Source organism: Borborobacter xinjiangensis (assembly GCF_047739745.1).
Taxonomy (GTDB): Bacteria; Pseudomonadota; Alphaproteobacteria; order Rhizobiales; family Rhizobiaceae; genus Pseudaminobacter.
Genome location: NZ_JBLLVA010000020.1, coordinates 23989 through 38777, shown reverse-complemented (window position 1 = coordinate 38777; position 14789 = coordinate 23989). Strand labels below are relative to the sequence as shown.

General features: G+C 60.0%; 8 protein-coding genes. 6 read left to right on the top strand and 2 right to left on the bottom strand.

The genetic code is table 11. The features are described from left to right. The first annotated feature begins 7 nt into the window (after positions 1-7). The 6 genes from ACLKMW_RS18870 (at position 8) to ACLKMW_RS18845 (ending at position 9460) form a co-directional block, all read left to right on the top strand. The gene (locus ACLKMW_RS18870) at positions 8-1999 is read left to right on the top strand and encodes a heme lyase CcmF/NrfE family subunit (RefSeq protein ID WP_415726046.1); all 1992 of its coding nucleotides are present in this window, start codon (positions 8-10) and stop codon (positions 1997-1999) included. Next, positions 1996-2466: a cytochrome c-type biogenesis protein gene (locus ACLKMW_RS18865; protein WP_415726045.1), complete on the top strand. Its 471-nt coding sequence runs from the start codon at positions 1996-1998 to the stop codon at positions 2464-2466. The genes ACLKMW_RS18870 and ACLKMW_RS18865 overlap by 4 nt, the downstream gene beginning before the upstream one ends. Positions 2467-2674: 208 nt before the next feature. Beyond that, entirely contained in the window at positions 2675-4189 is a 1515-nt protein-coding gene (locus tag ACLKMW_RS18860) for a Do family serine endopeptidase (RefSeq protein ID WP_415726044.1), read from the top strand. Between the two features lie 193 nt (positions 4190-4382). Further along, complete coding sequence (locus ACLKMW_RS18855; protein WP_415726043.1) at positions 4383-5057, top strand: response regulator transcription factor; 675 nt, start codon at positions 4383-4385, stop codon at positions 5055-5057. Positions 5058-5060: 3 nt separating this feature from the next. Continuing rightward, a complete protein-coding gene (locus ACLKMW_RS18850; protein ID WP_415726042.1) occupies positions 5061-6500 on the top strand; it encodes a sensor histidine kinase in 1440 nt (479 codons plus the stop codon). Then, positions 6497-9460 carry a bifunctional [glutamine synthetase] adenylyltransferase/[glutamine synthetase]-adenylyl-L-tyrosine phosphorylase gene (locus ACLKMW_RS18845; RefSeq protein WP_415726041.1) on the top strand — a complete coding sequence of 988 codons (2964 nt, stop codon included), beginning with the start codon at positions 6497-6499 and terminating at the stop codon, positions 9458-9460. Before ACLKMW_RS18850 ends, ACLKMW_RS18845 begins: the two co-directional genes overlap by 4 nt. A 40-nt stretch (positions 9461-9500) precedes the next feature. On the opposite strand, the gene ACLKMW_RS18840 is transcribed toward ACLKMW_RS18845, so the two are convergent. Together ACLKMW_RS18840 and pepN are read right to left on the bottom strand one after the other, a co-directional pair. Beyond that, entirely contained in the window at positions 9501-11822 is a 2322-nt protein-coding gene (locus tag ACLKMW_RS18840; protein WP_415726040.1) for a PAS domain-containing sensor histidine kinase, read from the bottom strand. Positions 11823-11963: 141 nt separating this feature from the next. Then, positions 11964-14609: an aminopeptidase N gene (gene pepN, locus ACLKMW_RS18835; RefSeq protein WP_415726039.1), complete on the bottom strand. Its 2646-nt coding sequence runs from the start codon at positions 14607-14609 to the stop codon at positions 11964-11966. Positions 14610-14789 lie beyond the last annotated feature (180 nt).

The following is a 14789-nucleotide window of genomic DNA, read 5'->3' as shown; positions in this document are numbered from 1 at the left end:
CATCGCCATGGTTGAAACAGGTCATTTCGCGCTCGTTCTTGCCTTCGCCCTGGCGCTCGTTCAGTCTGTCGTGCCCTTGGTAGGAGCCCGGATCGGCAATGAACGCCTGATGGCCGTGGGCGGGCCTGTGGCGATAACCGGCTTCGTCCTCACCGCGCTTTCGTTTGCCGTGCTGACGATGGCCTATGTGCAGTCAGATTTCTCGGTCGCGAATGTGTGGGAGAATTCGCATTCGCTGAAGCCCATGCTTTTCAAGATCACCGGCACCTGGGGAAATCATGAAGGCTCTATGCTGCTATGGATCCTGATCCTGACGTTTTTCGGATCGCTCGTAGCCGTATTTGGCAGCAATCTTCCGGCCACGCTGCGGGCCAACGTGCTTGCGGTGCAAGGTTGGATAGGAGCTGCCTTTTTCCTGTTCGTGCTGGCAACGTCGAATCCGTTTGCACGCCTAGTTCCAGCACCCATCGAGGGGCGCGATCTGAACCCGATCCTCCAGGACGTAGGGCTCGCCATCCATCCGCCACTTCTCTATCTCGGCTATGTTGGCTTTTCCGTGTGCTTTTCGTTTGCGGTGGCGGCGCTCATCGAAGGGAAGATCGACGCGGCCTGGGCGCGCTGGGTGCGGCCGTGGACGTTGGCGGCCTGGGTGTTCCTGACCGGCGGCATAGCGATGGGATCCTATTGGGCTTACTATGAGCTCGGCTGGGGCGGATTCTGGTTCTGGGATCCGGTGGAGAATGCCTCCTTCATGCCGTGGCTGGCTGGTACGGCTTTGCTTCACTCGGCCATTGTCATGGAAAAGCGGTCTGCGCTGAAAATCTGGACGCTGCTTCTGGCGATCCTGACATTCTCGCTTTCGCTGCTGGGCACATTCCTTGTTCGCTCCGGAGTGCTGACGTCGGTGCATGCTTTCGCAACCGATCCGAGCCGGGGCATTTTCATACTGTGCATCCTGATCCTGTTCATCGGCGGTTCTCTCGCGCTGTTCGCACTGCGCGCCGGAACTCTGGCGAGCGGCGGCATGTTCCAGCCGATTTCGCGCGAAGGCGCGCTGGTACTGAACAATCTCTTTCTGACGACGGCCGCGGCCACCGTCTTGATCGGCACGCTCTACCCGCTGGTTGTGGAAGCTATTTCCGGTGACAAGATTTCGGTGGGGGCGCCGTTCTTCAATCTGACCTTCGGGGCGCTGATGGTTCCGCTGCTGGCTGTCGTTCCGTTCGGTCCGCTTTTGGCGTGGAAGCGCGGCGATATCTACGCCGCGGCGCAAAGGCTAATGGCGGCGTTCGCTGCCGCGCTGCTTGCTGTGCTGGCGACGTTGATATTCATCGATGGTACGAGCGTCTTTGCTGCGCTCGGGATCGGGCTCGGTTTCTGGCTCGTCGTGGGTGCCTTGGTAGACCTGGCGCTGAAGTCCGGTGTCGGCAGCGCTCCAAGTGGCGTTGTCTTGCGTCGCTTTCTAGGCTTGCCCCGCTCGATGTTCGGGACCGCCCTTGCACACCTTGGGGTCGGCCTCTCCGTGCTCGGCATTGTCGGCGTCGTGTCGTTCGAGACAGAAAAAATACTGGCGATGCGGCCCGGCGAAACCGTCGATATTTCCGGCTATACGCTTCGTTTCGATAGACTCCATCCTTTCCAGGGACCGAATTTCACCGAAGATCGCGGCCGCTTCGAACTCCTCGGCACAGATGGAAGCGCTTCCTCGCAAATCATATCTTCGAAGCGGTTTTATCCCGCAAGACGCATGCCCACGACCGAGGCCGGCATTAAGACGATGGGTTTCAGCCAGCTCTATATATCGCTGGGAGATGAAACGTCCGACGGTGGCGTTGTCGTGCGCTTGTGGTGGAAGCCGATGGTAACGCTGATCTGGCTTGGTGCGCTGGTCATGATGGTGGGCGGAGCCGTGTCGCTGACGGATAGACGCCTGCGTGTCGGCGCGCCGTCCCGCCGCTCCCGACAGGGGGAGGGCAAGACAAGCCCGGCCGCGATATGAGCAGGCGGTTCGTCACGGCGCTAGCCGCGCTTCTATGCGCGCTGATGCTCGGTCATGGTGCCTATGCCGTGCAGCCGGATGAAGTGCTGAGCGACCCGGCGCTTGAGCATCGCGCGCGATTGCTGTCGGAAGAACTGCGTTGCATGGTCTGCCAGAACCAGTCGATCGACGAATCGGACGCTGAATTGGCGCGCGATTTGCGGGTGCTCGTGCGTGAGCGGCTGGTGGCGGGAGATAACGACAAAGAGGTCCTGGATTATATCGTCTCCCGATATGGCGAGTTCGTTTTGCTGAAGCCTCGCCTGAATTTGCGCAATGCCTTGTTGTGGGGAGCGCCGATAATACTGCTGCTCTGTGGCGGCGCATTCATGATCCGGGCGGCGCGTAGAAAACGCGGGGGCGAGGTGGCGAAGCTGACGGCCGAAGAAAAAGACGAACTGGAAGCTATCTTGCGCAAGGATACTTAAAGCGTCTGACGTGCCGCCGTCTTGTCTGCTTGGCCGTCCCGAAGGCTTGAAGCGTTGGAGTGCCGGACCATTCATGGCCCGCTTCGCGCCAAGCAGAGCCCGGAACATTACGAAAATTTCATTCCATGGAAAGAGCGTCGTAATGTCGGGTTTCCTATCTCTTGGATGAGCATGCGTTCAAGCGCGCCCATACAAGAGGATATGCAAAATGACCGTCTCTCCTAATCCCGTTTCCAAGACCCGCAGCCGGCTTTTGGCCGCTGCTGCTTCCGTTGCCGTTGCCGGCGCGATCGGCTTTGGTGCTGTCACATCGGGAACCTTGCCGGTTTTCGCAGAGGCCGTGCGCATAGAGGCTCCCGAGGCCCCCGGCTTCGCCGATGTCGTTGAACGCGTTTCTCCGGCTGTCGTGAGCGTGCGCGTCAAGTCGAAGATCGAATCTGCTTCCAGTGACAGCCTGGACTTCTTTTCAGGCCCGCGCGGCTTCGACAATCTACCTGATGACCACCCGATGAAGCGGTTTTTCCGCCAGTTCCGTGGTGATGGCGAAAGGCACAGCCGTCGCGAGCGGGGTCCCCGTGCGGTCTCTCAGGGTTCAGGCTTCTTCATTTCCGAAGATGGCTATCTTGTCACCAACAACCATGTGGTAGAAGGCGGTTCGGCCTTCACGGTTGTCACCGACGATGGCCGGGAGCTCGATGCCAAGCTTATAGGTACCGATGCTCGCACGGACCTTGCAGTTCTGAAGGTCGAAGACGGCGGCAAGTTCACTTATGTCGATTTTGCCGATGACGCGAAGGTTCGCGTCGGCGACTGGGTCGTTGCGGTCGGCAACCCGTTCGGCCTCGGCGGTACGGTTACGGCCGGCATCGTCTCGGCGCGCGGTCGTGACATCGGCGCGGGTCCCTACGACGATTTCATTCAGATCGACGCGGCGGTGAACCGCGGAAACTCAGGCGGTCCGGCGTTCAATCTCAGCGGCCAGGTCGTGGGAATCAACACGGCGATTTTCTCCCCGTCGGGGGGCAATGTGGGTATTGCTTTCGCAATTCCGGCCTCCACGGCAAAGTCGGTCGTCGAAGACCTGATGAAGGACGGCACCGTGCAGCGCGGTTGGCTGGGTGTGCAAATTCAGCCCGTCAGCAAGGAAATTGCCGAATCGCTCGGCCTGGACGACGCCAAGGGCGCTCTCGTTGCCGATTCACAAGCCGATGGTCCGGCCAAGGAGGCTGGTATCGTTGCCGGAGACATAATCACGAAGGTTAACAGCAAGGACGTCGCCTCGCCGCGTGAGCTTGCCCGCATGATCGCCGGTTTCGCGCCGGGTAGTTCCGTCGATGTTACCGTGTGGCGCAAGGGTGCTTCCGAAACGATGAAGCTCACCCTGGGCGAGCTTCCCGGAGCCGACAAGCTGGCGTCAAACGACGGGCAATCGTCGCCCGATGACCAGGCCAGTTCGCTTGCGGACCTTGGTCTGACCGTTGCCCCTGCCGAGGAAGGCAAGGGTCTGGTCGTGACCGATGTCGACCCTGACAGCGATGCCGCAGACCGCGGCATACAGGCAGGCGACGTCATCACTTCGGTGAACTCCATGGAAGTGAATGGCGCTGGCGACGTCACCAAGGCAATGGCAGAGGCTGCCAAGGCTGGCCGCAAGGCTGTTTTGGTGCAGGTCACGCGTGACGACACCAACCGCTTTGTCGCTCTTCCGGTCGAAAAGGGCTGATCAGCGCGACATTTTCCGAAGCGGCGAATTCGTTGCCTTCAGCCGGTCGATTCGGAAAGAAGCGGGGCGTTCCGTTAGAGCGCACCCGGTTGCAGCGGCAGCGGGCCTTGCAAGTCCGCTGCCATGCCTTGTCGGAGACAGCTTTATGGAAACCAGCACGGTTGAACCTGCCCAAATCGCGTATAGTGAACGCATGAAGATTCTTGTCATCGAAGATGATCGCGAGGCGGCGGACTATCTGGAAAAGGCGTTGGCCGAGGCCGGCCATACCGCTCATATTGCCGGCGACGGCGAAACAGGCTTTGTGCTGGCTGACTCGGGTGAGTACGACGTGATGATCATCGATCGTATGCTGCCCAGGCGCGATGGACTTTCTGTCATTGCCGGGCTTCGTTCGCGCGGCAATACGACGCCGGTTCTTATTTTATCTGCGCTGGGGGAAGTCGACGATCGCGTTACCGGCCTGCGTGCCGGCGGTGACGACTATCTGACGAAACCTTACGCGTTTTCCGAGCTTCTGGCCCGCATCGAGGTGCTGAACAGACGGGCCAGTTCGCGGGAAGTCGAAACGGTCTACCGAATCGGCGACTTGGAACTTGATCGCTTGTCCCATACGGTGCGGCGCGCCGGCCAGGAAATCATCCTTCAGCCCCGCGAATTTCGCCTGCTCGAATATCTCATGCGTCATACAGGGCAGGTGGTTACACGCACAATGCTTCTGGAAAACGTGTGGGACTATCACTTCGATCCGCAGACGAACGTCATCGACGTTCACGTTTCAAGGTTGCGGAGCAAGATCGAGAAGGGTTTTGACAGTCCCATTCTGCATACGGTGCGCGGGGCAGGCTACATGATCAAGGCCGTGTGACGGATGGCGGCAAGGCTTCCTGCCGTATTGAAGACGACCGCCGCACGGCTTTCGGCACTCTATCTCGTTCTTTTCACTCTCTGTGCGGTTCTTCTGGCGTTCTACATGACATCGCTGTCAGCACGTATGCTGACCTCGCAGACCATGGAGACCATCAACGAGGAAGCGCAAGGCCTTGTCAGCGCGTATCAACGAGGCGGGCTGCCATTTCTGGTGCGCACGATCGAGCGACGCTCCCGTCAGCCAAGCGCTAACCTTTATCTGATTGCCGATGCCAACGGGCGTATCCTCTCGGGCAATGTCGAGAACCTCGAGCCGGGCGTTATCGCTACCGAAGGCTGGACGGAACGGCCTTTCGCCTATCAGCGCTTTGGCGACACCAGCCAGGAGAGAACTCGCGATTCCGTCAGGCCGGGCCCTGAACCGCGACACAAGGCTATTGCACTTGTCTTGAAACTGCCGAACCGAATGATTGTGCTGGTAGGACGCGATCTCAGCGAGCCTGAGCGTTTCCGCGACGTTGTGAGACGCGCCCTGATGTTCGCCCTTGCGATGATGGGGATCGGCGCGTTGCTGATCTGGTATTTCGTTGGGCGCAGGGCGCTGAAGCATATCGACAAAGTGTCCGTAGCAAGCCGCCGGATAATGGGCGGCGACCTCACCGGACGGTTGCCTGTTACGGGGGCAGGGGATGAATTCGATCGGCTTTCGGAAAATCTCAATACCATGCTGGCGCGCATCGCCGAGCTTAACGAAGGCCTAAAACAGGTTTCTGACAATATTGCGCACGATCTGAAGACGCCGCTGACGCGTCTCAGAAATCGCGCCGAAAACGCCCTGTCCGGCCAGCGCGAGCCTCAGGAGTATCGGGCGGCTCTGGAGGCGATGATCGCCGAATCGGACCATCTCATTCGCACCTTCAACGCGATTCTGATGATTTCGCGACTTGAAGCCGGCTATTCGGCCGAGACTATGTCAAAAGTCGATCTTGGGGCGGCCGTTCGCGATGTTGCCGAGCTTTACGAGCCGGCTGCGGAAGAGGCGGGTGTCGATCTGACGGTGTCGATCGGCGATTCCTTTACGGTCGACGGCAATCGGGAACTGATCGGGCAGGCGCTTTCCAATATCGTCGACAATGCAATCAAATATTCGGCCGGCTCGACTGAGGCGCCGTCGGTGCAGGTGCTGCTGGAGCAAAAAGGAAGCGAGGTCCAACTGAGTGTCACCGACAACGGGCCGGGCATCCCGGACGAAGCTGATCGCCAGCGGGCGACCGAGCGCTTCGTGCGTCTCGAAAAGAGCAGGACGCAACCTGGTTCAGGGCTCGGTCTCAGCCTCGCCAAGGCAATCATGAAATTTCATGGCGGACGGCTTGATCTGAAGCCAGCCGATCCCGGATTATGCGTCATGATGACCTTTCCGCAAAACGAGACGGCGAAGTGACGGCAAGCGTTGGGAAGAAGCGCAAAAACGGCGGATGGTTCGAAAAGCCCATTCCGACTCTCGTACCTCTGGACGATGGCTGCGCCGAGCGCGAGCTTGCGGAAATCGCCTCGAATGCTGGAGACGAAGGTTTTCCACGACTGGCCAGGATGCTTACGGGAAAGAGCGAACTGGCATCGTTTGTCGGCGCGGTTCTCGATCTTTCGCCGTTCATGCGCGATTGCGCGCGGCGACGCCCCGAAATTCTGGATGCATTGTTCGACGAGCCGATAGAGGCGCGTCTGCTCGGAATCCAGGCTGAGATCGGCGGATTGGCATTCGCCGATGAAGTGTCGGAGCGCTCTTTGATGACTGCGCTGCGCCGGCTTAAGCTCGAAGCACATTTTTTGATCGCGCTTTCCGATCTGGCCGGCGAAGTCGCTACCGCGGTAACGGTAAGCAGGCTGAGCGAACTGGCTCAGACGTGCACACAGGCGGCGGTGAATTTCCTGCTGCGCGAGGCTCATTCGCAAGGCAAGCTGAAATTGCCTGATCCGGACAATCCGGCGCAGAATTCCGGCTGGATCGTGCTCGGCATGGGCAAGCTCGGCGCGCATGAGCTCAACTTTTCGTCCGATATCGACCTTGTGGTGTTTTTCGAGCCGCAGGCGCCAGCCGTTGTCGAGCCGCTCGAGGCGGCGGATTTGTTCGCGCGCCTGACCCGGCGTCTGGTGCGCATCCTCCAGGACCGTACCGAAGACGGCTATGTGTTTCGAACCGATCTGCGTCTGCGTCCCGACCCTGGTTCGACGCCGTTGGCGATCCCAGTGCAGGCAGCCTTGCTCTATTACGAAAGCCGCGGCCAGAATTGGGAGCGGGCCGCCATGATCAAGGCGCGGGCGGTTGCAGGCGACGTGAAGGCAGGCGAGCTCTTTCTCAAGGAGCTTCAGCCCTATATCTGGCGCAAATACATGGACTTTGCGGCGATCGCCGACGTTCATTCGATCAAACGTCAAATACATGCCCATAAGGGTCATGGCGAGATTGCGGTGAAGGGCCACAATGTCAAGCTCGGCCGTGGCGGCATACGCGAGATCGAGTTTTTCGTTCAGACGCAACAACTGATTGCCGGCGGCCGCTTTCCAGAACTGCGTGGGCGCGAGACCGTGCCGATGCTGGCACAACTTGCCGAACGCGGCTGGATTACGGCGGAGGCGCGAGACGCTCTTATTCGACAGTACTGGTTTTTGCGCCGGGTCGAACATGCGATCCAAATGGTGGCGGATGAACAAACGCATGTCTTGCCGGAAGACGATGAGGGCCTGGAACGCGTCGCGAGGCTGCTTGGCTTCGCCGACGGCAATCGGTTTGCCGAAAGCTTCCGCTCCGCGCTGCAGGAAGTCGAGCAACATTATGCAGCTCTATTCGAGACCGCCCCGGAGCTGTCGTCAGGTGTCGGCAATCTCGTGTTCACCGGTGATGTGGACGACCCCGACACGCTGAAGACGCTGCACGGACTGGGGTTTGGGCGCCCGAGCGACATTTGCCGGGTGATCCGCAGTTGGCATTTCGGGCGTTATCGCGCGACACAGTCGGCTGAGGCACGCGAGAGACTGACGGAACTGACACCGGCGCTCCTCGAGGCTTTCGGCGAGACGCGACGTGCCGACGAAGCGCTGATGCGGTTCGACGAATTCCTGGCCGGTCTGCCGGCGGGAATTCAGCTTTTTTCGCTGCTTCGCTCGAATCCCGCGCTTTTGAGGCTGCTTGCAACGATCATGGGGGCTGCTCCTCGGCTTGCCGCCATCATTACAAGGCGCCCGCACGTCTTCGATGGATTGCTCGACCCGGCTCTGCTGACTGAATTGCCGGACAAAGCCTATCTGGCTGATCGTCTCTCGGCGTTATTGGATGCAGGACGAACCTACGAGGAGACACTCGATCGATTACGCATATTTGCTGCCGAACAGAAGTTTCTGATCGGGGTGCGTCTGCTGGCCGGTTCGATCGATGCGAGCCGGGCTGGCAAGGCATTTTCCGATCTGGCCGATCTGACGATCGGTGCCGCACTTGACGCGGTCATCGAGCAGTTCGCGGTGCGGCATGGCACGGTCGCCGGCGGCAGGGTGGCGATACTAGGCATGGGCAAGCTCGGAAGCCGCGAACTGACTGCTGGCTCGGACGTCGATTTGATCCTTCTTTACGACCATGATGCGGACGCCGAGGAATCGGACGGCGAGAAACCATTGGCTCCGTCGCATTATTATACGAGGCTTACCCAACGGCTGATCGCTGCGGTTTCGGCGCCTACCGCCGAAGGCGTTCTCTATGAACTCGATCTTCGGTTGCGGCCGTCGGGCAACAAGGGACCGGTCGCAACCCATATCGACGCTTTCCGGAAATATCAGCGGGAAGAAGCCTGGACATGGGAGCATATGGCACTGACGCGCGCGCGCGCAGTTGCCGGCGATGGGGCACTCTGCGCTGCGGTTGAAACGGAGGTTGAAGCCATTCTCGCATTGCCGAGAAGCGGCAGCGAGGTTTCCAGAAAGGCCGCGGACATGCGCGACATGATCGCCGCGGAAAAGCCTCCGCGCGATCTTTGGGAGATCAAACTGATTGCGGGCGGGCTGATCGATCTTGAATTTATTGCTCAGGTCGCCGTGCTGACGCGACAGGCTGATGACCACCACACCACCAGCACGGCGGAAATCCTCGCTCGGCTTGCGCCAGATTTCGCCGATGCGCAACTCAGGCAGGAACTCGTCGATGCCTATGCCCTCTATCAGGCACTGACTCAAATGATACGGCTTTGCCTGACTGGTGCTTTCGAACGGACGGATGCCCCTCCAGGTCTGCTGGATTTGTTACTGCGGGCGACGGATCTCCCCGATTTCAGCGTGCTGGAGGCACATGTCAAGGAAACCGCCCTGAGGGTGCGTGCCCACTTCGACCGTCTGCTTCGAGGAGCTCGGGCCTGACGCCTCAAACGGGATATCCTTCAGCCTGTCAATTTACTGGTCAGGCGGCCTTTTTGAGCGTCCTGGGTGGCTTGCGCACTGGAATCCGCACCGCCACGATCGTCCCGACCCCCTCGGTCGAGCGAATTTTCATGGCGCCGCCGTGCAGTTGTGCCAACGAACGCGAGATTGCCAGCCCAAGGCCCGAACCCGTGTGGTTCTTTGAGAATTGGTTTTGGACCTGCTCGAAGGGACGCCCAAGCTTGCTCAGCGCCGCCTTGGGGATGCCGCAGCCATTGTCTTCGATGGTGATCATCAATGCACCCGAGACGTGACGCGCCCGCAGCGAGATATGGCCGCCTTCGCCGGTGAACTTGACGGCATTGGACAAGAGATTGATGACGATCTGCTTGACCGCGCGCCTGTCGGCGAAGAGCGTCATGGAGTCGGCGATCTGTGTCTCTACCGTGATCGACTTCTGGGCCGCCTGCAGTGAAATTACCCGTACCGTCTCGCGGATCAGCGGACACAGATTTATCTCTTCTCTTTCAATCGAGAACTGTCCGGCCTCGATTTTCGACATATCGAGAATGTCGTTGATGACACCGAGCAGGTATTTGCCGCTGCTGAGTATGTCGCTGGCGTATTCCTCATAACGTTCCGAGCCGAGGGGGCCGAACAAGCCCGATTCCATCAGTTCTGAGAAGCCGATGATGGCGTTGAGCGGCGTGCGAAGCTCATGGGACATGTTTGCCAGGAATTCGGACTTGGCCCGATTGGCGGCTTCCGCGCGTTCGGTCTCCTTCATGTACTTCTTGTTGAGTTCGACGAGTTCGCGGGCTCGCTCCTGCTCGGCACGCCGCGCCACGCTCAGGTCGTGGATGGTCGCCATCAGGCGTCGCTCGCTGTCGACCAGCTTGTCCTGATGTTGTTTGATCTGGGTGATGTCGGAACCAACCGAAACCATGCCGCCATCACGCGTCGTCAGGTCATTGACCTGCAGCCAGCGCCCATCCGCAAGCTGGCGCTCGTAGGTCGCGCCGCCGCGCCGGCCACTTGCGTTGGCAAGCCGGCGTTCCGAGGCATAGGCATTCATGCGGGCTTCGATCTCATGCCGCGGCCTACCGGGCATCACATCGCGATCAGAGAGGCCGTTATCCTGCTGATATTTGGAGTTGCACATCACCAGGCACTGCTTGGCATCCCACAACACGAAGGATTCGTTGATATTTTCGATCGCGGTGCGAAGCCGCATGTCGGCGGCCTCCGAACGCAGTGCCAGATGACGCTGCTCGGTCACGTCCACCGCGATGCCGATGAGCTGAATTTCCGGCGCGTCGGGATCGATGACCTGTGCACGGGCGCGCACCCATACCCACCGCCCATCCGCGTGGCGCATGCGAAAGACCTGATCGATTTGATCGATCTCGCGAGCGACGATCTTATTGGCCAGTTGGAACAGGTCCCCGTCATCCGGATGAATGATGTCATCGACCTCGCCGAAGGAAAGCATGTCCTCGCAGGGTGCGTAGCCGAGCATATCGTACATGGAGCGCGACCAGAACATTTTGCCGCGCACCATGTCCCAGTCCCACAAGCCGCAGCGGCCGCGCACCAGCGCCAGGTCGATCCGCTCATGGGCTTCGAGATAGATGCGGTCGGCCGCTTGAGCTCGCGCCGCCTGGCTGAAATAGGCATAAAGGATGATGATCAGCACGCCGGATGTGAGCACGAAAAGCGTGATGTTCAAAGAGGCGGTCTTGCGCCATTCGGCGAACACTGCATTCTGCGCGATCATGGCGGCGGCAGCCCGCCCGTCTTTCGTCATGCTGACGGCGGCTAACCATTTTTGTCCGTCGATGCGTACATCCATGACACCGGCCCGCTCGCCGAACATGAACAGGGGCTGTCCGCCGGAGACGATGCCGTCAAGAGCCTTGCCGGTCCATTCGACGGAGCCTGGCGAGGTGGCTACCACCTTGAAAGCGTCGTCGGTAATAGCGAGGACATGCCGGCTGCTCATTGCGCCTCGCTGAAGCGTGCGCTCCAGGAGATTGCGGCTTTCGATGTCGGTCGGCGTTCCAGAGAGGGGATCAGCCATCATTGAATGGGCAAGCTGACCGGCTCCAAGGTTCAGAATGGCTTTGGCATTGCGCTCGACATCGTCATGCCAGGCCATCAGCGAAAGAAAGCGAGCCGCCGCGACCACCGCCAAAAAAATGACGATCAGAACCGGGATCGAACGCCGCAGGAGGGGCTCCGCGGCAAGAAGCCGCCTATAGGCGGGCTCGGCGATGATCCGTGCCGTTCCCGCAAGGCCATTGGCCCTGCGTTGCACAAATGCCGTCCCCTCGGGCGCGCCCCACGCGTCCGTCTTCGCCATAGACAGGCTCCCCAACCTTTTCATTAGCGATCCGGCAACACCGCACATCCGAATCATCCATAAGGAATCAGAGGTGATTCGCGTTGTCCAGAGGCGGCGCCAAAAAGATGGCGATTTAGGCTGAATCAGGCGTGTGGAAGGTCAGGCAAGCGTGCGCTCCACGATGTCACGCACATCCGTCGACAGTCCGCTCGCCGCGCTGATCGTCAGCAACGCCTCGCGTGCCTTCTCTTGCCTGCCTGGCTCGAGCGCGCGCCATGAGCGAAACGCGGTCGCCAGCCGAGCGGCGACCTGCGGGTTCTGCTTTTCGAGGGCAAGCACGGTTTCCGCGACCAACCGATATCCAGCGCCATCCGGACGGTGAAAACCGGTCTGGTTTCCGGTGGCGAAGGTACCGATCAGAGCGCGTACCCTATTGGGATTGGCCATCGAGAAGGCTGGATGGTCGAGCAATGAACGAACCAGATCCACAGCGCCGGGGCCAGGCGTCGATGCTTGGATCATCAACCACTTGTCCATGACAAGCGCATCCGAACGATATCGGGCGTCGAACGTTGCCAAGGCATCGACCGCTTCTGGTGAGCCGGGGTGACGATGGGAAAGGACCCTAAGTGCCGCCGCTCGATCGGTCATGTTTGTCGCCGTCTTGAAATGACTGGCGGCAAGCGGGGCTCCATCCCGGAGCGCGGCGAGAAAGTCGAGAAGCGTATTGCGCAGCGCGCGGCGCCCGGCGCTTGCAGCGTCGGGGCTGAAGGGGACTTCGGTGCGCAACCCGGCGTAAAGCGCTGAAAAACTTTCTCGATTGCTTGTCGCGATGGCAATTGTCAGCGCCTCTCTGGCGGCAAATATCGCGTCTGGATCGATGTTGGTGCCGATGTCGCGCGCGATGTCGGCTTCACCAGGCAGCGTCAACGCCAGCGCGCGATAGGCGGGCTCCAGCGTTTCGTCTCCGGCAATCGCCCCGGCGAGTTCCACGAGCTCTCCCTTGAACTCAGCCGCCTTGCCGCCAAAAGCGTTGCGAGAGGCCGCAATCAGCGCTTCTGTCTGGAGCGCGTTGAACGCTTCCCAACGGCAGAACGGATCGCTGTCGTGGCGGGCGAGGAAGAACTGGTTCTCGGGCCGCTGCGCCACCGAAAATGTGATAGGCGCGGAAAAGCCACGGTTCAGCGAAGCCGCCGGGCGCTGCGCGATACCGGAGAAGCGCACGACATGGCGGCGCTTGCGCAGATGGATGACGCCGTTCTCCACGTTCGCGCCGTCCACATCGCTATAAGGCATGTCCTTGCCGTCCGGTCCGACCAGCCCGAAGGCAAGCGGAATATGCATGAGGCGCTTGCGGCTTTCAGACGGCGTCGGCGGCACGGATTGTTCGATTTCGAGGATAAATTCCTGCGTCGCCGCATTGTGCGCGGTCTTTACCGCAACGTTGGGTGTTCCTGCCTGATGATACCAGAGCGAGAATTGCGAAAGGTCGCGCCCTGATACGTCTTCGAAGACTTTCAGAAAGTCTTCGATTGTCGCCGCCTGTCCGTCATGGCGCTCAAAGTAGAGGTCCATGCCTTGGCGGAACTGCTCCGCGCCAAGCAGCGTGCGGATCATGCGCACGACCTCGGAGCCCTTTTCGTAGACGGTCGCCGTGTAGAAATTATTGATTTCGCGGTAGCGCCGTGGCCGCACGGGATGGGCCAGCGGTCCCTGGTCTTCCGGAAACTGGTGGGCGCGCAGCGTTCTCACCTCTGCGATGCGCTTCACGGCGCGCGAGCGCTGGTCGGCGGAGAATTCATGGTCCCGGTAGACGGTCAGGCCTTCCTTCAGGCAAAGCTGAAACCAGTCGCGGCAAGTGATTCTGTTTCCAGTCCAATTGTGGAAATATTCATGGGCGATGATCGCCTCGATATTGGCGAAGTCGGCATCCGTTGCCGTTTCCTCGTTGGCCAGGACATACTTGTCGTTAAAGACATTCAGTCCCTTGTTCTCCATCGCGCCCATGTTGAAATCCGAAACCGCGACAATGTTGAAGACCTCGAGATCGTATTCCCGCCCGAACATCTCTTCGTCCCAGCGCATCGAGCGCTTCAGCGCATCCATCGCATAGGTCGCCAGCTTTTCCTTGCCGCGCTCCACATAGACCGTAAGCGCCACCTGCCGGCCCGAGGCGGTGACGAAGCGATCCTCGATATGGCCGAGATCGCCGGCGACCAGCGCGAAAAGGTAGGATGGCTTCGGAAACGGATCATGCCACACGGCAAAATGCCGGCCCGACCCAAGGTCGCCACTCTCCATCGGGTTGCCGTTGGCCAGCAGCAGCGGCGCCTCCGCGCGTTCGGCTTCGATACGCACCGTGTAGACGGAAAGGATGTCCGGACGGTCGAGGAAATAGGTGATGCGCCGAAAGCCTTCCGCCTCGCATTGCGTGCAATAGACGTCGTTCGAGCGATAAAGTCCCATCAGCTCCGTATTTTGCGATGGCGCGATCTCCGTTTCGACGAGAAGCTGGAATCTTTCCGCGTTCGGAGGCTCGGCAATGACCAGGCGGTCGGAGCTGGCTTCGTAAGCCGATGGATCGACGGATTTCCCGTCGATTTTCAGCCGGGTTAGCTTCAGCCCGTCGCCGTCCAGAATGAGTGGGGGATTTCCCCGAGCGGCATCGCTACGCTCTATCGTCAACTCGGCAATGACGACGGTCCGGCCGGGGGAGAGCCGGAAGGTGAGACCGGTCAGGGGGATAAGGTAGTCGCTCGCACGGTAGTCTTCGAGCCGGAACACCTGCCCGGTATCTGTACGCATATTCTGACTTCCCCGTCGTTTTTTTATGCCATCTCGCCCAGGCTGTTATGTCTGGCCCAGCAATGAGCAAAGAGGTGCTCTTTACACGAAACACGCTGTCGGCAAAACTGCCGCAGAGGCGTATTCGGCCTTGCATCTCTCCCTCTTGCCTTGCGGACCAACTATGATCATCGTCATCCC